This is a genomic window from Halobacteroides halobius DSM 5150, from assembly GCF_000328625.1.
GTDB lineage: Bacteria > Bacillota > Halanaerobiia > Halobacteroidales > Halobacteroidaceae > Halobacteroides > Halobacteroides halobius.
Map to the genome: position 1 here is coordinate 574499 of NC_019978.1, position 22854 is coordinate 597352.

Genomic DNA, 22854 nt, shown 5'->3' on the forward strand with positions numbered 1-22854 from the left:
TTACTTATGTTGAAAATATAGTTTAGAAGAGGGAGGAGTGATGGAGTTGAAATTATCTTTTCAAAAGCTAGATAAGGCTTTAGTCATTACTTTAGATGGAGAATTTGATTTACATACAGCAGAAAAGTTTAAAAAAAGAGTAGGGAATAAAATAGCTGCTGGAAATACAAGAATAATATTAGACTTAGGAGGGGTTGAATTTATTGATAGTTCAGGTTTAGGAGCTATTTTAAGCAAGTATAAAAAACTAGATAAAATGAATGGGAAATTAATAGTAACTAATGTCACACCGCAAGTAAAACGAATTTTTGAGGTATCAGGAATTCTTCGTATAATAGATATTTATTCATCTCAAAAAGAAGCACTAGATAATATTTAAGGAGGTAGAAGAATGGAAAATAAAGCTGAATTGGTGATTGATGGGGTATCTGATAATATCGGATTAGCTAGAGTGACAGTAGCTTCTTTTGCTTCTCAATTAGATTTTACCATATCGGAACTAGAGGAGCTCAAAGTAGCTATTTCAGAAGCAGTTTCTAATTCTATCATTCATGGTTATGGTGAAGAGGAAGGCCAAGTAAAGATTAAAATGAGGGTGTATGGGGGCCAATTAGAAGTAATTATAATAGATCAAGGTAGTGGGATTGAAGATATAGACACGGCTTTACAACCTTCTTATACTACTGAAGGTAGAATGGGATTAGGATTAACATTTATAGATTCTTTTATGGATCAATTTGAGATTGAATCAGAAGTAGACCAAGGAACTCAGCTAAGAATGATTAAGATTCCTACTCGAGAACAACAGCAGGTTAATTAGGTGGATGATAATGGAAGGAATACCACATTCAATAATTGAAAAAGCTGATACTTTATCTCCAGCTAAAATAAAAAATCTATTAATTAAGACTAAAGCTGGAGATGGAGAAGCTAAGGATAAATTAATCAGGTGTAATCTACGGCTAGTTTTAAAGATGGCCCATCGATTTAAAAATAGTCAGTATTCTTTAGAGGATGTTTTTCAAGTAGGTACTATTGGGTTAATCAAGGCTATAGAAAGATTTGATATAGAACGTGAAGTTAAATTTTCAACTTATGCTGTACCATTAATTCTTGGTGAGATTAAAATGTTTTTACGGGATGATCATCCCGTTAAGGTAAGTAGAAGTCTAAAGGAAAAAGCTCAAAAGATAAGAAAGATAAAAGAGAAGTTAACTAAAGAACTTAATAGAGAACCGACTATTCAAGAGCTAAGTGAAAGGGTAAATTTATCTCGAGAAGAGATAGTTAATGCTTTAGAAGCAGTTCAAAATCCTACTTCAATTTATAATAGAGTTAATAAAAGCCAAGATAATGGTTTGGAATTAATTGATCAACTAGGAAGATTAGATGAGCAGTATGATATTTCTTTAAATCATTTAGTTTTAAAACAAATTATAGAAGAATTAGACCAAAGATCGCAAAGAATAATTAAGTTACGTTACTTTGCTGATAAGTCCCAAACTAAAGTAGCCAAATTGATTGGAGTGTCACAGGCTCATGTTTCAAGATTAGAAAATAAAATATTAAATTTAATTCGTAACAAATTAGAGTAGAGCACAGGTATTGTACCTGTGCTTTTTGTATTAAAGGGATTATTTTTACACATAATAGCTTTAAAAGAGCTAAAAGAAAGGGGATTATCTAATGAAAGTAAAAAATATTATTCTTGTAGTTGCAATAGGATTAATAGTATTAAGTGTTTGGTTAGTTAAGAATGATGTTTTCTTTAAAGAAGATGAAATCTCTTCTAGAGCTAAGAAAGTATTCTCCCCTTCTAAAGTTGAGCTAAGATGTGATAAAAGTGACTAATAAAATAAAAAAAGATTTATTCTTAAAAGTTAAGAGAGAAGTGATAGCCAAACCAAAGCAACAATTATTATTAAGACATTTAGCTGATGTTGTAGCAGATGATGATATTCAACAACAAATAGAAGAAATTAAAGTAAAGAAAGTAAATAAAGATACTGGACAATCAATGATTATTACTGCTTTGGAAATTATTCAAGCAATTAAAAGAAAGTTTCCAGAGGCTAAAATAAATCATTTAGGGGAAGCAGACGTAGTTATAGATATTAAAGAAAATATTAAAAATGAAAATTCTTCTAGTCAACCGAAGTTATATATTGTGTTAGTAGGGATATTGTTATTTTTAGGTTCTGGGATGGCGATTATGAATTTTCATGCTGATGTTGATATGAGTAAGGTGCACCAACAGATATATCAATTGATTATGGGAGAAAAGAAAAGGAATCCATTACTATTACAGATCCCTTATTCAATTGGGGTAGCTTGTGGAATGTTTATTTTCTTTAATAACTTTTTTAATTATAAGCTAGATGATGATCCTAATCCTTTGGATGTAGAAATGTATTTATATGAAGATAAAGTTAATCGTTTTTCTTTACATCAAAAAGCCCAAAAAGCTAAAAAGGAGAAGGAGGATTAGTCTAAAAAGGAAGTTGGGTGATTAGTATGAAGGGCTTACTTTTAATTCTAATTGGATTAGGAGAAGGAATTGTAGTTGGAACAGCTTTAATAGCTTTTTTATTGGTTTTAGATGTTATCCCGCGGGTAATTAGATTCAGTGATGGTTGTAGGGAGCAAATAATAATCTATCAATGGTTAATTATACTAGGAGTCTTTATAGCAATTAATCTTCAATTATATGATGTGCGCTTGCCACAATTTTATTTTTTAAATTATATATTGGTCATAGTTTGTGGTTTGGTTTTTGGAATATTTATTGGTTTATTAGCCGGAGCTTTAACTGAGGTCTTAAAAGTACTTCCTGTTTTAAGTAGAAGATTAAAAATGGAAGAAGAGATGAAGATTTTATTAGTGATTATTATTTTAGGAAAAACAATTGGTTCTTTAATTTATTGGCTACTACCACAAATATGGATTTAAGGGGGACTAAAATGGGGCAAATAGATAAAACACCAGATGAGTATCAAAGATTAATAAGTAAAAATCGTCCTGCTGATTCTAAGATTAAGAATTTTTTTACAGCTTATATTACCGGAGGAACAATTTGTTTAATAGGACAGTTAATTATTGAATTGTTGCAAGGAGTAGGCTTTTCTATCTCAGATGCTAGTGCTTTAAACGCAATAATTTTGATTTTTGTTGGAGGTTTATTAACAGGTTTAGGTGTTTATGATGAAATAGCTCAGTTTGCTGGTGCTGGAACTATTGTACCAATCACTGGTTTTTCTAATGCAATTGTTGCTCCAGCAATGGAACATAAACAAGAGGGCTATATATTGGGGTTAGGTCCTAATATATATTCTGTAGCTGGTCCAGTATTAACCTATGGAATGTTATCAGCAATAATAATAGGAATAATAAAGATATTATTGAGTTATTAATAAATAATAGTGTTATAAACTCAATTTAGGGAGTGAATAGTGATTGCAAAAGCAAGGTAATCAAACAATAAAATTTGATAACCCTCCACAGATTATTTCTTCAGCTTCCATTGTAGGAAATAAGGAAAATCAAGGGCCATTAGGAGAGTACTTTGATGAGGTTATTTCTGATGGATATAATAAACAACCAACTTGGGAACAAGCTCAAATTAAGATGACTAAAGATGTTATGGATAAGACATTATACAAGGCAAGTCTGTCTAAAAGTGATCTTGATTATTTATTAGCTGGTGATTTATTAGACCAAGCTATAGCATCTAATTTTTCAGCACGAAAATTTCCAGTTCCTTTTATAGGTTTATATGGTGCATGTTCTACTATGATTGAAGCTATGGCACTAGGAGCAATGATGATTGATGGGGGAGCTGCTAATAAGGTATTAACTTATACGTCTAGTCATTATCAAGCTACTGAAAGACAATTTAGAACCCCTAATGAATATGGGGATAAATATCCGCCTTATAAACAGAGAACAGTAACTGGTGCTGGAGCAACTGTTTTAAGTGATAAACAGGGGGGAGTACAAATCTCTGAAGCTACTTTTGGAAAAATAGTTGATTTAGGAGTTAGTGATCCTCAAGATATGGGATCAGCTATGGCCCCAGCTGCTTCTGATACTATTTTACAACACTTAAATGATGTAGGAAGATCCCCAAGTGATTATGATCTAATAGTAACTGGTGATTTAGGGAAGGTTGGTAAATCATTGGTGATGGAATTACTATCTGAAAAGGGATGTAATGTAGAACAAAACTTTGCTGACTGTGGAGTAATGCTTTATAACTCTAGTCAAAAAGTAGGGGCTGGAGGAAGTGGTTGTGGTTCTTCAGCTATAGTAGTAAGTTCTTATTTATTACCTCAACTGATGTATAGAAATTTAGATAGGATATTAGTTTTAGGAACAGGAGCTTTGCTTAATTCAGTGACTCCTTTGCAAGGGGAAACGATTCCTTGTATTGCTCATGCTATAACTTTAACTGCTACAGGTCATTTAGTAAAGGGAATAGGAAGAAAAAAAGCAAAGGATAATTTAGCTACTAAAATAGAGACAGTTAAAATAGAGAATTTATCAGGAAATGAGGGATAGGTGATGGTATATTTAATGGCCTTTTTAGTGGGAGGGCTAATCTGTGGGTTAGGACAATTATTTTTAGATTATACCTCCTATACCCCTGCTCATTTATTGGTAATAATGGTTGTAATTGGATCTCTGTTGATGGGGGTGGGTTTGGCCCAACCTTTAATTGATCTAGCTGGTGCAGGGGTTACAGTTCCAGTTATGAATTTTGGGTTCATATTAACTAAAGGAGTATTATTAGAAATAAAAAGAAAAGGTTTTTTGGGATTGTTTACTGGTGTTTTAGAAGTAGCAAGTGCAGGTGTTAGTGCAGCAATAATCATTGGATTTTTAATGGCAGCTATCTTTAAGCCTAAGGAATAAGTGTATATTATTGTTTTTTATTTGGTACAATAAGGGAGGGAAACAATGAATAAAAAAAAGGTCATATTAGTAACTGATGGTGATAAGACAGCTAAAGAGGTTATTGAAAAGGTAAGTGACCAGTTAGATTTGAGGGTTATTTCTAAATCAGGTGGTAACCCAACTCCCTATTCTGGGCAACAATTATTAGAGATGATTGCTGAATGTCCAACTGATCCTGTAGTAGTTATGTTTGATGATAATGGCTCACGTGATTGTGGATCTGGAGAAAAGGCTTTAGAGGTAGTTGGTTCAAGTTCGGAAGTTAAGGTGCTAGGAGTATTGGCAGTAGCTTCTGATACAGAAGATGTAGTAGGGATTGACCCTGATTTTTCGATTACTAATCAAGGAGAAATTGTAACAGGACCAGTAGATAAAGAAGGTACTGCAGAAGCTAAAAATCATAAGATTTTAGAGGGAGATACAGTAGATGTAATTAATGGATTTGATAAATCAATAGTAGTGGGGGTAATAGGGATAGGGGATATAGGTAAAATGAAAGGGAAAGATGCTCAAGGATCTATTACTTATAAGGCATTGGAAGAGATTCTTAAGAGGAGTGGAAGGTAAAGATGAAACAAAAGACCAAGATTAGTAAGGATTTAGCCGAAAATTTACAGGTTATTAAAGACCAGATTGACGGGCCAAAGACCTTTGATTTTGTCAATCGTGATTTTAAGATTGCAGGAAAGAATGCAAGTATAGTCTTTGTGGATGGATTTCAAAAGAGTAAATTAATGGGTCGCGTTTTAGAGTATTTAATGGATCTTAAACGTGAGGATCTAAGTGTTGATATAGTAAAAAAATTGATTGAAGATAGAATACCTGTTTTAGAGGTAGCAACAGCTGATACTATAGAAGGTGTAATGGATCAAGTATTAGCTGGCCCCCAAGCCTTATTTATTGATGGTGTAGAGCAAGCTATTATTATTGATGCTCGAACTTGGATGTCTCGTGGTCTTTCTGAGCCAGAGTTAGAAAAATCTACTCGTGGTCCAGAAGATGGGTTTATTGAAACAATGCTATTTAATGTGAAGCGGATTAGAAGAAGAATCAGAGACCCTAAGTTAAGAGTGGAGGCATTACGTGTCGGAAATAGAGGCAAGACAGATATTGCAGTCACCTATATTGAAGATATTGCTGAACCTAGTTTAGTAAAGAAGGTAAAGCAAAAATTAGAGGATATAGAGGTAGATGCATTACCTCTAGCAGATAGAACTATCCAGGATTTTTTAACAGGTACCTCTTTTAATCCTTTGCCTAAAGTTAGATATACTAATCGTCCTGATATAGCTAGTGCTCAACTTCTTGAAGGTAAGGTGTGTGTAATAGTTGATGGTTCTCCAACAGTGCTAATATTACCAGCTACTTTTTTTGATCAAACCCAAGCTATAGAAGACTACCGTCATTCTTTTCTTGCCGGAAGTTATTTAAAAATGATTAAGTTTGTAAGTGTCTTTCTTTCTTTAGTAATACCTCCTTTATGGTTGATCTTTGCTTATAGTCCTGAATGGTTACCTCCAGGTTTAGAGTTTATTGGAATTAAACAACCTGGCAAGGTGCCTATTGGGGTTCAATTTCTGTTAGCTAGTTTAGGTATAGATCTGATTCAGGTAGCTTCGGTGCAAGTGCCTAGTTCACTGGCAACTTCATTAGGTTTAATTGGAGCTTTAATGCTTGGTCAGTTTTCTGTTAAAGTAGGATTATTTAGTCCAGAAACAATTCTTTATATGGCAATTGGAGCTATTGGTAATTTTGCTATTCCTGGATTTGAGTTGGCTATGGCTTTTAAAGTATTTAGGTTTGCGTTACTTTTACTAGCTATTTACTTTAGAATTCCAGGTTTATTAATAGGATTAGCGATACTATTTTTATTGATGGCCTTTACTAAATCTTTTGGAGTACCTTATTTATGGCCACTAATTCCTTTCAATTGGAATGCTTTAAAGACTTATCTATTCCGTCAACCGATATTGAAATTAAGTGACAGAAGACCAAAGTTTAGTGATGATGATGAAACTAGGAAATAAGGGGTGAATACTATGAAACCGAGGATAGGAATACCCCAAGCTTTATTGTACCATAGATACTATCCAGCTTGGAGGACATTTTTTAAAGAATTAGATTGTAAGGTAGTAGAATCTAATCAATCAACTAAAGAGATTGTTGATGCCGGAGTTAGATTAGCTACTGATGAAGCTTGCTTACCAGTTAAGTTGTTTTTAGGTCATGTTGAATATCTTAAAGAAAAATCTGATTATATATTCGTACCTAGAGTAGTAAGTGTTGATTCTAAAGAGTATTTATGTCCTAAGTTTATGGGATTACCAGATATGGTTAGATATAACGTAGATAATCTACCACCTATATTAGATACTACTGTTGATTTAAGAAGTAATAAATTTAATTTAATTAAAGTTGCTTTAAAGTTAGGAGAGGAATTAGATACTGATTACTGGCAAACTATAAAAGCTACCTGGAAGAGCTGGAGAGCACTAAAGGAGCATTACCAACAATTAAAGGCCAAAACTAATCAAGCTGACTATCAAGTTGCTTTATTAGGCCATGAATATATTATTCATGATTCTCATGTTAGTATGGATTTAGTAGAGCATTTAGAAGAGATGGGGATTGGAGTTATTACTGCTGATATGCTCTCTGATACAGCAATTGAGGAGGGATTAACATATCTATCTAAGGATATGTTTTGGACTCTTAGCAAAAAAATGCTAGGGGCTGCTCATTATTTCTTTAATAGAGAAGAGATTGATGGAATTATTCAATTGACTGCTTTTGGATGTGGCCCTGATTCATTAGTAGGAGAAATGATAGAGAGAGAAGCTAAAACAAGGAGTAACCAACCATTTATGTCGTTAAACTTAGATGAGCATACTGGGGAAGCTGGTTTGATTACCAGATTAGAAGCATTTATAGATATGATTCAGTGGGAGGGGGTATAAAATGAAGGTTACTTTTCCGCATATGGGAACTATGGATATTGCAGTTAAGACTTTATTTGAGGAGTTAGGATTAGATGTAGTTCCTCCTCCACCAATTACACAACGTACTTTAGACTTAGGAGTTAAACATTCTCCAGAATTTGCTTGCTTACCTCTAAAGATTAATATTGGTAATTTTATCGAAGCAATAGAAGCAGGGGCAGATACTATTGTAATGGGGGGTGGAGTTGGCCCGTGTAGGTTTGGTTATTATGGAGAAGTACAGAAGAAAATATTAAATGATTTAGGTTATGATTTTGAAATGATAGTATTAGAACCTATCCAGGTGAGTTGGCAACAATTTTATAATAGTTTAAAATTATTATTAGGTAATATATCATGGTGGAATTTGATTGGTGCTTGGCGAAAAGGATGGGCCAAGGCTACTGGAGTAGATCATTTAAGTCAATTAATTAATCAGATTAGACCTTATCTAGTTAATCGGAAGGAAGGAACAAGGGTCTATAAAGAAGGATTAGAGTTAATAGATCAAGCTACTTCAATAGCTGAGACTAATGTATTAGTAGAAGAAACAGAAAATAGAATTAATAGTTTAGAAAAGCGAAAAAATTTCACCCCCTTAAAGGTAGGTATGGTAGGAGAGATATATGTAGTTTTAGAGCCCTTTACTAATTTTGAGTTAGAAGAGAAATTAGGTGAGATGGGGGTTGTAGTAGATCGTGCTATCTATTTAACAGATTGGATTAGAGAAAACTTATATTTAGGATTCTTTAAAGAAAAAGCTAGACATAAGAAGATAGAAGAAGCAGCTAAGCCCTATCTTAACCATTTTGTAGGTGGACATGGTCTAGAATCAGTAGGAGAAACAGTTTTATATGCTAAAGAAGGTTATGATGGCGTAGTACATTTAGCTCCTTTTACTTGTATGCCTGAAATTATAGCAAATAGTATTTTACCAACTATAAGCAATGATTTAGATATTCCCGTATTATCTTTAAGTGTTGATGAGCAAACAGGAGAGGCAGGTTTTATTACTAGAATGGAGGCTTTTGTTGATCTATTGGCACGTGGTCAAGATAAAAAGGAGGAAGTAGTATGAAACAAGGTTATTTAGGAATCGATGTAGGGTCAGTAAGTACCAATATAGCAATTATAGATGAAGGGCAGAATTTAGTTGATAAATTATACTTAAGGACTAATGGACAACCTATTAATGCTATTCAAGAAGGACTTTCAACAATTAAAGATAAAATAAATATGGAGATCAAAGGTGTAGGAACTACAGGTAGTGCTAGAAATCTAGCTGGGGTGATTGTGGGAGCAGATGTAATAAAAAATGAGATTACAGCTCATGCAGTAGCAGCCTCTAATGTAGTACCAGGTGTGCAAACAATACTAGAAATTGGGGGCCAAGATTCTAAGTTAACTATTTTAAGAGATGGAGTTGTAGTAGATTTTGCAATGAATACAGTCTGTGCGGCAGGGACAGGTTCATTTTTAGACCAGCAGGCTAGTCGCTTAAATATTCCTATTGAAGAATTTGGCGCTTTAGCCCTTGAAGCTGAGAGTCCAGTTAGAATTGCGGGGCGGTGTTCTGTATTTGCAGAGTCTGATATGATTCACAAGCAACAGTTAGGTCATAGGTTAGAAGATATTATAGCTGGATTATCTAAAGCAATGGTTCGCAATTATTTAAATAATGTCGGTCAAGGAAAAGAAATATTAGGTCCTGTAGTCTTTCAAGGAGGAGTAGCTGCTAATAAAGGAATTAAAGCAGCTTTTGAAGAGGAATTGGGTATGGAAGTAACTGTACCTGATTGTCATGATGTTATGGGAGCTATTGGTTCTGCACTCTTGGCCCAAGAGGCTGTTAAAGATGGTCAAACAGAATTTAAAGGGTTTGATACGTCTGATTTTGACTATCATGCATCTAGTTTTGAATGTGATGGTTGTCCTAACCATTGTGAGATCATCAATATCCATAAAAATGATGAAGTAATAGCTCGTTGGGGATCTAAATGTCCTAAGTGGGAGGCAGTTTAATTTAGTTATCAATTGTCAGCAATCAGTGATCACAAAAGTGGAGAGGAGAAATTTTTCCTCTCCAAATTAATTTAGTTTGACATTTAGTACTTAATTAACTATAATATACCTAGATAGAACTGACCGGTCAGTTCTATAAGAAGGAGGGGAAACAAGTGAAGTTTATAGAGAACTTTGTTAAGCAGTATCCAAAAACAATAATTATTGTCATATTATTAATTACTGCTGTTTTTGGCTATCAGGCAACTAAAATTAGCATCAATACTGATATTAAGGATATGTTTCCTGATGGTGATCCAGCAGTAGAGACTTTTGATCGCGTAAGTAATAAGTATGGCGGTTCTGAATATGTGATTTTAATGTTAAAGGATAAGAATATTTTAGATCAGACTTCGCTTAAAACAATTGATTCTTTAACTAAGCAGATGTCAGAAATAAAAGGAGTTAATAAGATTCGAAGCATCACTAATATTGAAGAAATTAGAGGTAAAGGGTTTACCATTGAAATAGGTGATTTTATTAGACAAATCCCTAAATTACAGGTAGAAGCCAAGAAACTAGCTCAAAAAATTAAAACTAAGGAGCGGTATTTAGGAACTTTAATTTCTGAAGATTTTAAGGCAGCAACGCTTATAGCTCAACTAAATCCGGAAGCAGATCAAGGTTATGTAGTATCTAAAATTCAGCAACTTAGAAAGCAGTTTAAACTAACTAAAAAAAGTTATTTAACCGGTAGTCCAGTTCTTAGTAAGGAATTAGCTGATAATATGCGAGCGGATATAAAAAAACTACTTCCTTTTGTTTCACTAATGGTAATGTTAATTTTATTTAGCAGTTTTCATAGTTTACGAGGGGTAGTTTTACCGTTAATTATTGTCCTCTTTAGTGTTATCTGGACGGTGGGATTGATTGCTTGGTTAGGAAAGGCCTTATCAATTGTAAGTACTATTTTGCCTGTTTTATTGGTTAGTGTTGGTAGTGCTTATGCAATCCACTTTTTGGCCCGTTATTATGAGGATTTAGATAATGGATTGATTAAAAATAAAGCAGTATCGGAGAGTATTATTAATGTGGGAGCAGCTATTGCTATGGCAGGAGTAACTACCATGGTTGGTTTCTCCTCACTGGGATTATCCGATTTAACAATTATTAAAGAGTTTGGTTTGTTTACTGCTTTTGGAGTATTTGCTGCTTTATTAATCTCGACTACTTTTTTACCGGCTGTTTTATATTTAATTGATCGGCCTGATAATTTAAGGGCCGCTGAAGAAAGAGAATTCTTAGATCAGGCCTTTACTAAAATATCTAGTTTTGTTAAGAACTCTCCTGAAATAATAGTAGGTATAGTGGTTATAATCTGTATTCTATCTATCTGGGTAATTCCCCGGATTAAACCGGAAACAAATTATATTACTTTCTTTGAGCAGGGTAGTGAAATCAGGCAGGCTAATGAATTGGTAAATACTAAGTTTGGTGGTTCCGAATCCTTGGAAATTATTATTGATACCGGCAAAAAGAACGGGATAGAAAATCCAAAGTTTTTACAGCAGGTTAAGGAATTCCAGACTGAATTAGAAAAGATAAATTTATTGAGTAATTCTATGTCGGTAGTGGATTTATTAGAGGAAGAAAATGAAGCTTTACATGGTGGTAAAGATGAATTTGAGGTTCTACCTAAGCAGGGAATAGCCCAGTATTTAATGATGTTATCTTCTGGGGATGATATTTTAAGTGATTTTGTAGATTTTAATCATCAAGAAGTTAGAGTTAGAGTAATGGTTGAGAGTGCAAATAGTCAGCAGAAAGAAGCTATGCTTAGTCAGGTTAATAAGTTAATTGACAGTAAGTTTGGAGAAAAGAAGTATGATATTACGCTAACAGGAATTCCAGTTTTAACTAATATCTTAACGGATATGATTATCAGCAGTCAGATTAAGAGTTTAATTTCTTCTATTTTATGTGCTTTCATTATTACTAGTCTATTATTGAAATCTCCAATTAAAGGATTTGCCTGTAGTTTTCCGATTGCAGTCACTGTTTTATTTAACTTTGGTTTAATGGGCTGGAGTTCGGTACCCTTAAATGTAGCTACCAGTATGATTGCCAGCATTGCCGTAGGAGTAGGAGTGGATTATAGTATTCATTTTTATACTCGCTATTTAGAAGAAAGAAAAGCAGGAGCAAGTTTAGAAGAAGCTTTAGATGTAGCAATTAATACTATTGGCCGGGCCAACTACTTTAATGCTACTGCTGTAACAGCTGGGTTTTTAGTTTTATTATTTTCTTCTACCCCTCCACTTAGAACATTTGGATTGCTAACGGCAATTACGATGTTAGTCTCCTTTGCTGGAGCAATGGTATTATTACCGGCTTTAATTAGTTTTCGCCATAAGTATATTCGACCCTTGTTGGAAAAAGAAAGGGAAGAGGTAGTAAGTAGTGAGTAAAAAATAAAAGAGAGGTGATACTGATGAAAAAATTAGTCAGTTTATTGGTACTGATAAGTTTATTGGTTGGATTGAGTGGTTTAACTGGAGCGGCTGATTTAACCGGAGAAGATGTACTGGATAAAATCAAAGAATCAATTGATGCTAATTCGGCACAGCTTACATTAAAAATGGAGCTATACAGCAGTTCAGGTAGTAAACGAGAGCGGAAGATGAAGGTCTGGACACAGGAGCAGAACCAAGATAAAGCCATGATGAGATTCTTAGCTCCAGCAAGTATAGAAGGAACTGGCTTCTTATCTCAAGATAAGGCTAATGGAGAGGAAGAAATGTATCTTTATATGCCGGCTTTAGGTGGAGTACGCAAGATTGCCGGCAGTCAGAAGAATGGAAGCTTTGTTGGTACTGACTTTAGTTATAATGATTTATCGATTTTAGGTGGCGGAAATTATAAAGAGGATTATGAGGCAACAATTTTGAATAAAGACAGCAGTCAGTATCTACTAAAGTTGGTACCCACTGATGAAGAGATTGAGTATAAGTACGGTAAGATGTGGGTTAGAAAAAGCAACTGGGTTCCATCTAAGATTAAGTTTTATGATGCTCAAGGTAAGTTATATAAGGTATTGACAAATGATAATATTAAACAGATCGACGGCTACTGGACACCGTACCAGATGACAATGAAGAATAAGCAGCAAGGTACAAAGACAGTACTGTATATAAAAGAGATTACTTATGATCAACAGATTAATCCCCGGCGGTTTACTACTCGTAATTTACGAAGATATTAAGTTAGTTATTAGCTAACAACTGACAACTAATTAACAGGAGGGATAATGATGAAGAAATTGAAATTATTGTCGTTAGTGTTGGCCCTGCTAATGGTAGTTGGTACGGGAGCTTTAGCGGCTGATGAAGTTGAAATTTCCGGAAGTTTAGAGAGTGACTTAGTTGCTAATCTTGATAATGGGAATCTAACTGATACAGAAAAGTTTAATTTAATCTTAGAGAAGAGATTTGGGTTTACTGCTGATGTGTATGTGGATTTAGAAGCTAAATCTTTTACGTTACCTAGTTCAAAGCGGGAAACAGAAGTGAAGATTGCTGAAGCTTATGTAAATTACTACACTAAAAATATGGATTGGCAATTAGGCAAACAGAAGATTAGCTGGGGCAGCTCTTATAAACTTCAACCGACTAATTACTTTAATCCTCGAGATTTAACCGCCCTCAAGCCGATGAATGAAAAGGTAGCAGTCAAGGCAGTGAAGGGAACTTACTATGCTCCGAAGCGGATTGAGATCTCAGGAGTTGTGACGCCGTTTTTTAAGACGCATCAAATGAGTAAGGAGCAAAAAATAAATTTATTGAATAAATTTAATAATAAGGTAGCTACAATGGTATCAGAAATAAAAGGAATTAATTCTTTACAAAGTGATATTAAAGAAAAAGTAATTAATAATCCACTGGATGAAGTAAAGGATGATGTTGAAAATACTCAAGCTGGTTTCAAGGTTACTAAGCGCGGATTGAAAGGATTTGATGTATCAGCAACTGTATATCACGGTCGCGATAAATTACCCATAGTGGATAGAGACTATCTAGAAAATCAAGTGAATGATTTGATTAGGAATTATGAGGAATATGTAAATCAAACAAATGATCCAGAAGGTTTTGCTACTTATTGTGATAGTAACAATAAGACTTTAGACTCCTTTATCCTTTACCCCGAAACTAATCAAGTGGGAATTGATGTCATTGGCGATATCAATGGTATCGGTGTCTGGAGCGAAGTTGCTTACAGTATGTATGAAGATGATCAGTTTGATAATCGAATCCAAGCAACCTTAGGAGCGGATTATAAGTTTGAAAATAACCTATATTTAGTCGGGCAGGTTTATTACCAGCAGGGCCGATTAGACAGCGAAGCTGATATTAAAGCCTTTAACGTCCACTTTGATAAACCGGTCTTTACCTTCCATACAATAGAAGCTAATGCCATCTATGAAGCAGAGAGTGAAACTTATTTAATTGAACCGCAGTTTACTTATTCTCTAGCTAATTCTACTGAACTGCAGATCGGCGGGACTTATAAAGAAAGTAACAGCGACAGCCAATCAAGCTTGATTTCTAATTTAGGAGATGATAGAATTTATACTCGCTTAAAGGTAGAATTTTAAAAGGGAGTTGAAGCTATGAATTCCAAACGAAAAAAAATTTTCACAGTAGCTGTAGAAAAATTTTCGCAGAATGGAGCTGCTGATACTACGATGCAGGAGATTGCCAAAGAAGCAGGAGTTGGAAAAGGAACTTTATACCGCTACTTTAATAATAAAGAAGATTTAATTTCTTCGTTAGTAGAAATGGGTTTTAATCAGTTAACTGAAGAGATTAAGCGGGGAATTGCAGGAATAGATAATCCGGCTAAAAAATTGGATAAAACAGTTACCATTCATCTTGAATTCTATAATCAACATCGGGATTTTTGTAAATTCTTAACTCGGGAAAGTTTAGGGTATAAGAATAAGTTTGAAGAACATATTAAAAAGATCAGAAGCAAATATACCATTGTTATTCAAGAGATCATTGAACAGGGAGTAACGACAGGAAAGTTTAAAGAGTTAGATATTGAGACTGCTACTGCTTCCTTAATCGGCATGGTTAATATTAATGCTCTACACTGGTTTATGTTTAGAGACGAATTTCCGGTTACTAAAATAAAGAATGAGATTATTGAGCTAATTTTTAATGGGTTACTACAAGCCTAATAGTTTTTGTAGTCTATTATTGGTTTTATTTTGTAGGTGCTGTATTAATTTTAGTAGGTGTGTGGGGGACTAATTATTATGGAGAATATCAGGAGGTTGTTACAGAAAAAACAATTGATAATTAATCTCAAAAAGGTTTGACAAGACAGAATAATTATGTTAAGCTATTTGCAGTTAAATAGAATGATAGAGGAGCAATGATTATTAGTACTTCTAAGGAGCTAGGTCTGAGTGTAGAATTAGGAGGAAAGGGATTATTGCCGAAGCCCTAAAAGCAATTGCTATCTCTTAGGGTTGGGGATATAATTAATAGTTATATTACTGCCACTTTGTGGAGAGCTATCTTACGACTGGAGATCTGGTTATGAGAAAAGCTCATAACCTTTTTTTATTATAGGTTAGCAATTAGTGTGAGAAGTTAAAAGCTCATACACAACTATAGAGCAGGGAGAAAGGAGTAGTTTTTATGAAATTACAAGGAACAATGGAGGTTAGTCAGGATGGAATTTTAGAGGTTGCTGGACATAATTTAGTAGATATTGCTGAGGAATATGGGACTCCTTTGTATATTTTAGATGAAAAAGAAATTAGAGATAATTGTCGTGCTTATAGAGAAGCCTTTGAAAAGTGGTACCCCAATTCTGAAACTTTATATGCTAGTAAGGCATTTTTATCAGTAGCTATGGCAAGAATTATTGACCAAGAAGGTTTAGGTTTAGATGTCGTATCGGGTGGAGAATTACATGTGGCATTAGAGGCAGATTTCCCAGTAGAAAAGATTTATTTTCATGGAAATAATAAAACACCTGATGAGATTGAAATGGCATTAGATGCAGGAATTAAAAGTTTTGTGGTAGATAATCAATATGAATTAGAGTTATTAAATCAATTAGCAGGGAAACATGGAGTAGTACAAGATATTTTATTACGAGTTACGCCTGGAATTGAAGCTCATACTCATAGCTATATTCAAACTGGTCAGACTGATTCTAAGTTTGGAGTGGGAGTACAAAATGGTTTAGCATTAGAAACAATTAAGCAAGTTAAAGAGTTAAAAAATGTGAAGTTAGTAGGACTTCATTGTCATATTGGTTCTCAAATCTTCAAATTAAAATCATTTGCTAAAGCAATAGAGGTTATGATGGATTTTGTAGAAGAAGTAAAAGAAGAGACAGGTTTAGTAATGGAAGAGTTAAATTTAGGTGGTGGAATTGGAATTCCTTATACTGAAGATGAGGAAAAACCAAGTATTGATCAGTACGCTGAGATTGTAACTAAAACGATTAAAGAAACATGTGAGAGTCTTGATATGCCATTACCTAAAATAATTAATGAACCAGGTCGTTCAATTGTAGGTACGGCTGGTTCTACTATTTATCGGGTTGGTTCAGTGAAACAAATTCCAAATATCAGAAAATATGTTGCGGTAGATGGTGGAATGCCAGACAATATCCGACCAGCTTTATATGATGCCGAATATGAAGCATGTGTGGTTAATAAAGCTGACCAAGAATTAGAAGAGACTGTTACTATTACAGGTAAGTGTTGCGAATCAGGTGATATTTTAATTAAGGATATTAAATTACCGCACATAGAGCCAGGAGATATACTATTAACATCTTGTACTGGAGCTTATGGATATGCTATGAGTAGTAATTATAATGGAGTAACAAGGCCTGGGGTTTTATTATTAAGTGAGAATAATATTGATTGGATTGTAAAGCCCGAAAGTAAGCAAGATTTAATCTCTAATGATGTTCTTCCAGAGAGACTTAAATAGAGAAATTATTAAGTAGTAAGAGTGCTTAAGCGCTCTTACTTTTTTTTTATAACTTTTTATGGTATAATTATGAAGGTTAAATAGAAGAATAATAATGCAAATTATGCTATTGTAAATTAATATAATGGAGTGATAAGATGGAGATAATTACTACCCATCAGCGAACGGATTTTGATGGATTAGCAGCTATGGTAGCTGCTCAAAAGTTATATCCAGCAGCTATTATGGTCTTTCCAGGAAAATTGGCTAATAATGTAAAGGAATTTATGGCTTTATATAAAGATAGAATTCCTGTTAAACGGCCTAGAGAGATAAATAAATCTAGAGTAAATAAGGTTATTATGGTAGATAATAATTTACCAACTAGAACGGGAGCTTTAATAGATCTATTTGAAGAATCGGAAGTAGAGATTATAATTTATGACCATCATCAAGATGAACAGATTGATGATGATCAGATTATAAAATCTGTTGGGGCTACAACCACTATTTTAGTAGATAAGTTACTGGCAAAGAAAATAGAAATAACTCCTTTTGAAGCTACTTTATTTGCTTTGGGTATCTATGAGGATACAGGAGGATTGATTTATAAAAATACGACATCTTTAGATGCTCAAGTTGTTGCTTCTTTATTAGAATCAAGGGCCAATCTCGAGATTGTAGAGGAGTATATAGACCATTCTTTAGATCGAAAACAACAAAAGTTATTTAATAAATTACTTGATTCCTTACATCAAATTTCAGTTAAAGGATTAAAGATTGATACCTTTCAGGCTGAAGCTAAAGAATATATCCCAGATATTTCATTATTAACCCATAAACTAAATGACTTACATAATTGTGATGCATTATTTGTACTAGTTAAGTTTACGAATTCCAATAAGATTCTTGTTATTGGTCGAAGTAAGAGCGATAATATTAATGTAGCACAAATACTGAATTATTTTGGTGGGGGAGGACATAATCGAGCTGCTTCAGTAACTATTGAATGTGAAGAATCAGCTGAACTATTAGAGTGGGAACAAGAAGTTCTTAAAGTAGCTCGAGAAAAGATTAGTCCTTCTATCTTAGTTAAAGATATAATGTCTACTCCAGTAAAGACAATAACTGCGGATACTACTATGAAAGAAGCTGATAAGATAATGTTACGTAATAATTGGTCTGGATTAGTAGTCTGTAAAGATGACGAATTAGTAGGTATTATTTCCAAGCGAGATATTGATAAAGTTAGAAATTATGACTTATTGCATGCCCCAGTTAAAGGGTATATGTCTACTAATGTAATTACTATTAATCCTGATGCTTCTTTAAAAGAGGTGCAAGAACAAATTGTCGAGCATGATATTGGTCGCTTACCTGTAGTTAATAAGGAAGATGATTTAGTAGGGATTATTACTCGAAATGATTTATTAAAACTCTTTTATGGTACAGATGATTATTTAAAAAATCGACAAAATCTATACGGACGTAGCTTAGTTCAAGTACAGGAGAAAAGATATGATGTAACTGAAGAATTACAAATAGTGGACCAATCAATTATTGACCTATTAAAAAAGGCAGGAAGGTTAGCTGATGAGTTAGGATATAATCTTTATATAGTAGGTGGCTTTGTTAGAGATTTATTATTAGAAAGGATTAATTTGGACTTAGATTTAGTAGTAGAAGGAGAGGGCATAGAGTTTGCCAAAACCTTGGCCCATAAGTTAAATGGAGACCTTGATATTTATCGTGATTTTGGAACAGCGGTAGTTGATTTAGATAATGTCAAGTTGGATATTGCTACAACTAGAATAGAATATTATCCCTATACTGCTAGTTTACCTGAGGTAGAACCTGGTTCAATTCAACAGGATCTCTTTAGAAGAGATTTTACTATTAATGCTTTAGCGATACAACTTAATCCTACAGCTTTTGGTCAATTAGTAGATTATTTTAATGGAAAAAAAGATTTAGAAGCAGGAGTTATTCACTTGTTACATAATTTCAGTTTATATGATGATCCAACTAGGATTTTTAGGGCTTTTAGATTTGCTAGTCGCTATGGTTATCAATTTTATGAAGAGACAGAGAGGTTAATTAAACAAGCTATTGATTTAGATACAATTGAGAAGTTGAGTCCTAATCGATTATTTGGGAAACTAAAACATGGTTTACAAGATGAAAATCCAACTTCATTTATTCGATTACTAGTTAAGTATGATATTTTAGTTTATTTTTCTGATAGTTTAGTTTGGAATCAAGTTAAAGAGAAGTTAGTTAAGCAAGTGGATAAAATTATAGGGTGGGCAATGAAGAAAGAGCAAAATATTGAGTTTACTCCTTGGATACTCTATTTAATGACTTTATTAGAACATTTCACCAAAGAAGAAGTAGAAAAGTTTAGTAAAAAGTTTAACTTAAATAGTCAACTAAAGAGTCGGATTAAGACTAGTTTGGAGATTGAGCAAATAATTACTAAACTAAAGCAAGCAGAAAGAAATAGTGAGGTTTATTACACTTTAGAAGGCTTAAAGATAGAAGAACTATTATTTATACTAGTTAAGGATTTTAGTCTTACAGAAAAGATTTCTTTATTTTTAGAGGAATTAAAGGAAGTAGAGATTAAAGTTAGTGGTAAAGATATAATTGATTTAGGTTATCAACCAGGCCCTTATTTTAAACAGATACTAAAAGAAGTAAAAAGGGCCAAGCTAGATGGAAAGATAGATTCTACCCCAGAGGAGCATCAATTCTTAGAGAAGTGTTTACAAAGGAGGTAAAGTATGAATTTTATTGCAGAGTTGGTTTTATTAATTCCTGTTTTATTGTTATCTTTATCAATGCATGAATTTGCTCATGGCAAGATGGCAGATTTCTTAGGAGATCCAACCCCTAAAGCTACAGGAAGATTGACTTTAAATCCATTGGCCCATTTAAGTTTTTTGGGGACATTGGTTTTATTATTGACCAGGAGATTTGGCTGGGCCAAACCAGTACAGATAAATCCTAAGTATTTTAAGGATAGAAAAAAGGGTATGATGTTAGTTGGCTTGGCTGGTCCATTGGCTAATATTTCTTTAGCAATTACATTTGCTATTATGTATAACTATTTGAGTTTTTTATTTACATTTTTTAATCCTAGAATAATTGCTTACTTTTTTCAGATTGCAATTGCAGTTAATTTAGGGTTAGCTATCTTTAATTTAATACCTATTCCCCCTTTGGATGGATCAAAAATTTTAGAGGGAATATTACCTAAAAGCATGGACCATATCTTATATAATTTAAAGGCTTATGGGCCATTCTTTTTATTATTATTTTTATTTATGGGGTGGCTTGATTTTATTATTAATCCGATATTTGGGGTATTATTTAATTTGATATTACAAATTTAAACTAATTATTTATTATAAGGAGTGAGGATAAATGTCTAATAAAGGTACTATTTTAAGTGGTTCACGTCCAACAGGTAAATTACATTTAGGACATTTAATTGGAGTACTAGATAACTGGAAGGATTTACAAGAAGACTATGATTGTATTTTTGAGGTAGCTGATTGGCATGCTTTAACAACCAAGTATGATCAAACTGAGAATATAAAACAACATATTAGAGAGATGGTGGCTGATTGGATCGGGGCAGGGATTGACCCTAGGAAGAGTACTTTGTTTATTCAATCAGATGTTCCTGAAATTGCTGAATTGCATTTATTATTATCTATGATTGTATCAGTTGGTCGGTTAGAAAGAAATCCTACTTATAAGGAACAAATTCAAGAATTAGGGGATAATGATTCTATTCCATTTGGTTTATTAGAGTATCCAGTCTTACAAGCTGCAGATATTCTATTTGCTAAAGCAGACACAGTACCAGTAGGAGAAGATCAATTACCACATATTGAGATCACTCGAGATATTGCTCGTAGATTTAATTATTTATACGAAGAAGTCTTTCCAGAACCAGAATCCAAATTGGCTAAAGTGCCTAGGTTACCTGGTTTAGATGGTCGCAAAATGAGTAAAAGTTATGGAAATGCTATCTATTTATCTGATAGTAAAGATGAGATTAATGACAAAGTTAATCAAATGGTAACAGACCCAGAAAGAATTAGATTAAGTGACCCAGGAAATCCAGATGTTTGTTCAGTTTATGATTTTCATGAGATATTTAATAAGGAAGAAGCAGAAGATATAGCAGCTGAATGTCGTAGTGCTGATCTGGGTTGTGTTGATTGTAAGAATAGGTTAGCTAATGTATTAAATAATGAGTTAGCAGGGATTAGAAATAAAAGAGAGGAACTATTAGCTAATCCAAAACAAATAGATGAAATTTTAGCTAAAGGAACCCAAAAGGTCAGAAAACAAGCAAAAGAAACACTTAAAGAAGTAAGAGCTGCAATGAATTTAAAATAGGAGTGGAAGCATGGGGTATGAAGTAAAGATTGATACTTTTGAAGGGCCAATAGATCTACTACTACATCTATTAAATAAAAATGAAGTCCAGATTTATGATATAAAGATTTCGGAAATTACCGACCAGTATCTAGATTATATTGCTACTATGCAAAAACTTGATTTAGATGTAGCTAGTGAGTTTTTAATAATGGCAGCCCGATTAATAGAAGTTAAGGCTGAGACTTTATTACCAAGTAAGCAGGGCCAAGATCAAGATAAAGATAAAAAAGATAATAAAGATCCTCGCCAAAAACTTGTAGAAAGATTATTAGAGTATAAAAAGTATAAGGATTTAGCAACTAAATTGCAAGCTTTTGAAGCAGAAGAACGGAAGTCATACACTAGAAATGTAGCTCCTTTATTAAGTCAGTTAGAATTTGAAGAAGAGAATCCCTTAGAAGATATAGGAGTGGATGATTTTGCTGCTGCTTTTAAGAAAGTATTAATTAGGCATAAACTCAAACAAGAAGACAAAACCGAAGATAAACAAGAAGGTATTTCACATCTTACTCCACAAGAAGTAACAATTAAAGAACAGCAAGGGTATATTATGCAACAATTAGTAGCAACTAAAGGGCTTAATTTTACTGATTTATTTGTTGATTTAGAAACTAAATTAGAGATAGTGGTAACTTTTATGGCTGTATTAGAATTGATAAAAATGAAAGAAGTTAAAGTAGAACAAATAGATAATTTTGCAAGAATTAAGATTTATCATGTGAGGAGTGGTAGTTGATGAATAAACAAGAAGCCAAAGCAGCAGTTGAAGCTTTATTGTTTATGGCTACTGATTCATTAGCAGTTAAAGATATAAAAGAAGTAACTAATTTAACTACTACAGAAGTTAATCAAATTTTAACTCAGCTAAAAGAAGATTATCAAGCTGTTGATAAAGGAATTAAATTAGTACAAGTTAATCAAGGTTTTCAATTTCAAACAAAATCTGAGTATCGTTCATTTATTAAAGCAATGCACAAGCCTAAAGAAGATAATACTCTAAGTCAAGCTGCATTAGAAACTTTAGCTATTATTGCTTATAAACAACCAGCAACTAGATCAGAAGTTGAAGAAATTAGAGGAGTTAATGTAGAAAAAGCTCTTAAAACCATCCAAAAGCGAGGCTTAGTAGAAGAAAAAGGTCGCAAGGATGCTATTGGTAGGCCTATTATTTATGGAACTACGGATTTATTTTTGGAATATATGGGGCTAAGTAGTCTTGATGAATTGCCTCCACCACAGGAATTTAATGAAGTAGATGACAGTGAAATAGAAGAAGAGTTAGATAATGAGCCAGATGCTTAATTGCATCTGGTTTTTTTAGTTTGTAAATACGATATTATATTTAAGAATAAATTAGATATTTTAAGTAAAGGAGAGTAATTTAGTTATAATTTAACTTAAGAATAATTAGAGGGAGTTGCTTAGCTATTTATGTTGTTATATACTTTAGTTAGTCAGTATTGAAAATG

Annotated in this window: 24 protein-coding genes and 1 riboswitch; all 24 genes read left to right on the forward strand. The window is 33.3% G+C overall.

All coding sequences use genetic code 11. The features are described from left to right. Positions 1–40 precede the first annotated feature (40 nt). The 24 genes from HALHA_RS02885 (at position 41) to scpB (ending at position 22687) form a co-directional block, all read left to right on the forward strand. Positions 41–379: an STAS domain-containing protein gene (locus tag HALHA_RS02885; protein ID WP_015326286.1), complete on the forward strand. Its 339-nt coding sequence runs from the start codon at positions 41–43 to the stop codon at positions 377–379. Between the two features lie 12 nt (positions 380–391). Further along, positions 392–820: an anti-sigma F factor gene (gene spoIIAB, locus HALHA_RS02890; RefSeq protein WP_015326287.1), complete on the forward strand. Its 429-nt coding sequence runs from the start codon at positions 392–394 to the stop codon at positions 818–820. A 10-nt stretch (positions 821–830) separates the two neighbouring features. Next, on the forward strand, positions 831–1595 hold the full coding sequence (locus HALHA_RS02895; RefSeq protein ID WP_015326288.1) for a SigB/SigF/SigG family RNA polymerase sigma factor: 765 nt from the start codon (positions 831–833) through the stop codon (positions 1593–1595). Between the two features lie 91 nt (positions 1596–1686). Next, positions 1687–1851, forward strand: a complete 165-nt coding sequence (locus tag HALHA_RS13435) for a hypothetical protein (RefSeq protein WP_015326289.1) — start codon at positions 1687–1689, stop codon at positions 1849–1851. Further along, complete coding sequence (locus HALHA_RS02900; RefSeq protein ID WP_245547382.1) at positions 1844–2488, forward strand: stage V sporulation protein AA; 645 nt, start codon at positions 1844–1846, stop codon at positions 2486–2488. The genes HALHA_RS13435 and HALHA_RS02900 overlap by 8 nt, the downstream gene beginning before the upstream one ends. A gap of 26 nt (positions 2489–2514) precedes the next feature. Further along, the gene (locus HALHA_RS02905) at positions 2515–2949 is read left to right on the forward strand and encodes a stage V sporulation protein AB (protein ID WP_041607634.1); all 435 of its coding nucleotides are present in this window, start codon (positions 2515–2517) and stop codon (positions 2947–2949) included. An 11-nt stretch (positions 2950–2960) separates the two neighbouring features. Next, positions 2961–3410 carry a stage V sporulation protein AC gene (gene spoVAC, locus HALHA_RS02910; RefSeq protein ID WP_015326292.1) on the forward strand — a complete coding sequence of 150 codons (450 nt, stop codon included), beginning with the start codon at positions 2961–2963 and terminating at the stop codon, positions 3408–3410. Positions 3411–3453: 43 nt separating this feature from the next. Further along, on the forward strand, positions 3454–4557 hold the full coding sequence (gene spoVAD / locus HALHA_RS02915; RefSeq protein ID WP_015326293.1) for a stage V sporulation protein AD: 1104 nt from the start codon (positions 3454–3456) through the stop codon (positions 4555–4557). Between the two features lie 3 nt (positions 4558–4560). Continuing rightward, on the forward strand, positions 4561–4911 hold the full coding sequence (gene spoVAE / locus HALHA_RS02920) for a stage V sporulation protein AE (protein ID WP_015326294.1): 351 nt from the start codon (positions 4561–4563) through the stop codon (positions 4909–4911). Between the two features lie 45 nt (positions 4912–4956). Beyond that, complete coding sequence (locus HALHA_RS02925) at positions 4957–5520, forward strand: stage V sporulation protein AE (RefSeq protein WP_015326295.1); 564 nt, start codon at positions 4957–4959, stop codon at positions 5518–5520. 2 nt (positions 5521–5522) lie between these two features. Next, on the forward strand, positions 5523–6980 hold the full coding sequence (locus HALHA_RS02930) for a spore germination protein (protein WP_015326296.1): 1458 nt from the start codon (positions 5523–5525) through the stop codon (positions 6978–6980). Between the two features lie 12 nt (positions 6981–6992). Beyond that, positions 6993–7910, forward strand: coding sequence for an acyl-CoA dehydratase activase-related protein (locus tag HALHA_RS02935; RefSeq protein ID WP_015326297.1), 918 nt, complete (start codon positions 6993–6995; stop codon positions 7908–7910). Position 7911: 1 nt separating this feature from the next. After that, positions 7912–9009: an acyl-CoA dehydratase activase-related protein gene (locus HALHA_RS02940; RefSeq protein WP_015326298.1), complete on the forward strand. Its 1098-nt coding sequence runs from the start codon at positions 7912–7914 to the stop codon at positions 9007–9009. Next, positions 9006–9953 (forward strand): acyl-CoA dehydratase activase, encoded by a 948-nt coding sequence (locus HALHA_RS02945; RefSeq protein WP_015326299.1) that lies wholly within the window; start codon positions 9006–9008, stop codon positions 9951–9953. Before HALHA_RS02940 ends, HALHA_RS02945 begins: the two co-directional genes overlap by 4 nt. Positions 9954–10108: 155 nt before the next feature. Then, positions 10109–12400, forward strand: coding sequence for an efflux RND transporter permease subunit (locus HALHA_RS02950; RefSeq protein ID WP_015326300.1), 2292 nt, complete (start codon positions 10109–10111; stop codon positions 12398–12400). A 23-nt stretch (positions 12401–12423) separates the two neighbouring features. Further along, positions 12424–13194: an outer membrane lipoprotein-sorting protein gene (locus HALHA_RS02955; protein ID WP_015326301.1), complete on the forward strand. Its 771-nt coding sequence runs from the start codon at positions 12424–12426 to the stop codon at positions 13192–13194. Positions 13195–13242: 48 nt separating this feature from the next. Further along, on the forward strand, positions 13243–14583 hold the full coding sequence (locus tag HALHA_RS02960) for a TonB-dependent receptor (RefSeq protein ID WP_015326302.1): 1341 nt from the start codon (positions 13243–13245) through the stop codon (positions 14581–14583). Between the two features lie 15 nt (positions 14584–14598). Next, complete coding sequence (locus tag HALHA_RS02965; protein WP_015326303.1) at positions 14599–15171, forward strand: TetR/AcrR family transcriptional regulator; 573 nt, start codon at positions 14599–14601, stop codon at positions 15169–15171. 179 nt (positions 15172–15350) lie between these two features. Beyond that, positions 15351–15521, forward strand: a riboswitch (Lysine riboswitch). 116 nt (positions 15522–15637) lie between these two features. Further along, positions 15638–16951, forward strand: coding sequence for a diaminopimelate decarboxylase (lysA, locus tag HALHA_RS02970; protein ID WP_015326304.1), 1314 nt, complete (start codon positions 15638–15640; stop codon positions 16949–16951). Positions 16952–17088: 137 nt separating this feature from the next. Then, positions 17089–19710: a CBS domain-containing protein gene (locus HALHA_RS02975; RefSeq protein WP_015326305.1), complete on the forward strand. Its 2622-nt coding sequence runs from the start codon at positions 17089–17091 to the stop codon at positions 19708–19710. Between the two features lie 3 nt (positions 19711–19713). Next, entirely contained in the window at positions 19714–20325 is a 612-nt protein-coding gene (locus tag HALHA_RS02980; protein WP_015326306.1) for a site-2 protease family protein, read from the forward strand. 31 nt (positions 20326–20356) lie between these two features. Further along, positions 20357–21343, forward strand: a complete 987-nt coding sequence (gene trpS / locus HALHA_RS02985; RefSeq protein WP_015326307.1) for a tryptophan--tRNA ligase — start codon at positions 20357–20359, stop codon at positions 21341–21343. A 10-nt stretch (positions 21344–21353) separates the two neighbouring features. Continuing rightward, the gene (locus HALHA_RS02990) at positions 21354–22121 is read left to right on the forward strand and encodes a segregation and condensation protein A (RefSeq protein WP_015326308.1); all 768 of its coding nucleotides are present in this window, start codon (positions 21354–21356) and stop codon (positions 22119–22121) included. Continuing rightward, entirely contained in the window at positions 22121–22687 is a 567-nt protein-coding gene (gene scpB, locus HALHA_RS02995) for an SMC-Scp complex subunit ScpB (protein WP_015326309.1), read from the forward strand. Before HALHA_RS02990 ends, scpB begins: the two co-directional genes overlap by 1 nt. Positions 22688–22854: the final 167 nt, after the last annotated feature.

Excerpts from the sequence above, each read along its gene's own strand:
- HALHA_RS02885 (WP_015326286.1), top strand. The coding sequence starts at position 41 with ATGGAGTTGAAATTATCTTTTCAAAAGCTAGATAAGGCTTTAGTCATT.
- spoIIAB (WP_015326287.1), top strand. The coding sequence starts at position 392 with ATGGAAAATAAAGCTGAATTGGTGATTGATGGGGTATCTGATAATATC.
- HALHA_RS02895 (WP_015326288.1), top strand. The coding sequence starts at position 831 with ATGGAAGGAATACCACATTCAATAATTGAAAAAGCTGATACTTTATCT.
- HALHA_RS13435 (WP_015326289.1), top strand. The coding sequence starts at position 1,687 with ATGAAAGTAAAAAATATTATTCTTGTAGTTGCAATAGGATTAATAGTA.
- HALHA_RS02905 (WP_041607634.1), top strand. The coding sequence starts at position 2,515 with ATGAAGGGCTTACTTTTAATTCTAATTGGATTAGGAGAAGGAATTGTA.
- spoVAC (WP_015326292.1), top strand. The coding sequence starts at position 2,961 with ATGGGGCAAATAGATAAAACACCAGATGAGTATCAAAGATTAATAAGT.
- spoVAE (WP_015326294.1), top strand. The coding sequence starts at position 4,561 with ATGGTATATTTAATGGCCTTTTTAGTGGGAGGGCTAATCTGTGGGTTA.
- HALHA_RS02925 (WP_015326295.1), top strand. The coding sequence starts at position 4,957 with ATGAATAAAAAAAAGGTCATATTAGTAACTGATGGTGATAAGACAGCT.
- HALHA_RS02930 (WP_015326296.1), top strand. The coding sequence starts at position 5,523 with ATGAAACAAAAGACCAAGATTAGTAAGGATTTAGCCGAAAATTTACAG.
- HALHA_RS02935 (WP_015326297.1), top strand. The coding sequence starts at position 6,993 with ATGAAACCGAGGATAGGAATACCCCAAGCTTTATTGTACCATAGATAC.
- HALHA_RS02940 (WP_015326298.1), top strand. The coding sequence starts at position 7,912 with ATGAAGGTTACTTTTCCGCATATGGGAACTATGGATATTGCAGTTAAG.
- HALHA_RS02945 (WP_015326299.1), top strand. The coding sequence starts at position 9,006 with ATGAAACAAGGTTATTTAGGAATCGATGTAGGGTCAGTAAGTACCAAT.
- HALHA_RS02955 (WP_015326301.1), top strand. The coding sequence starts at position 12,424 with ATGAAAAAATTAGTCAGTTTATTGGTACTGATAAGTTTATTGGTTGGA.
- HALHA_RS02960 (WP_015326302.1), top strand. The coding sequence starts at position 13,243 with ATGAAGAAATTGAAATTATTGTCGTTAGTGTTGGCCCTGCTAATGGTA.
- HALHA_RS02965 (WP_015326303.1), top strand. The coding sequence starts at position 14,599 with ATGAATTCCAAACGAAAAAAAATTTTCACAGTAGCTGTAGAAAAATTT.
- lysA (WP_015326304.1), top strand. The coding sequence starts at position 15,638 with ATGAAATTACAAGGAACAATGGAGGTTAGTCAGGATGGAATTTTAGAG.
- HALHA_RS02975 (WP_015326305.1), top strand. The coding sequence starts at position 17,089 with ATGGAGATAATTACTACCCATCAGCGAACGGATTTTGATGGATTAGCA.
- HALHA_RS02980 (WP_015326306.1), top strand. The coding sequence starts at position 19,714 with ATGAATTTTATTGCAGAGTTGGTTTTATTAATTCCTGTTTTATTGTTA.
- trpS (WP_015326307.1), top strand. The coding sequence starts at position 20,357 with ATGTCTAATAAAGGTACTATTTTAAGTGGTTCACGTCCAACAGGTAAA.
- HALHA_RS02990 (WP_015326308.1), top strand. The coding sequence starts at position 21,354 with ATGGGGTATGAAGTAAAGATTGATACTTTTGAAGGGCCAATAGATCTA.
- scpB (WP_015326309.1), top strand. The coding sequence starts at position 22,121 with ATGAATAAACAAGAAGCCAAAGCAGCAGTTGAAGCTTTATTGTTTATG.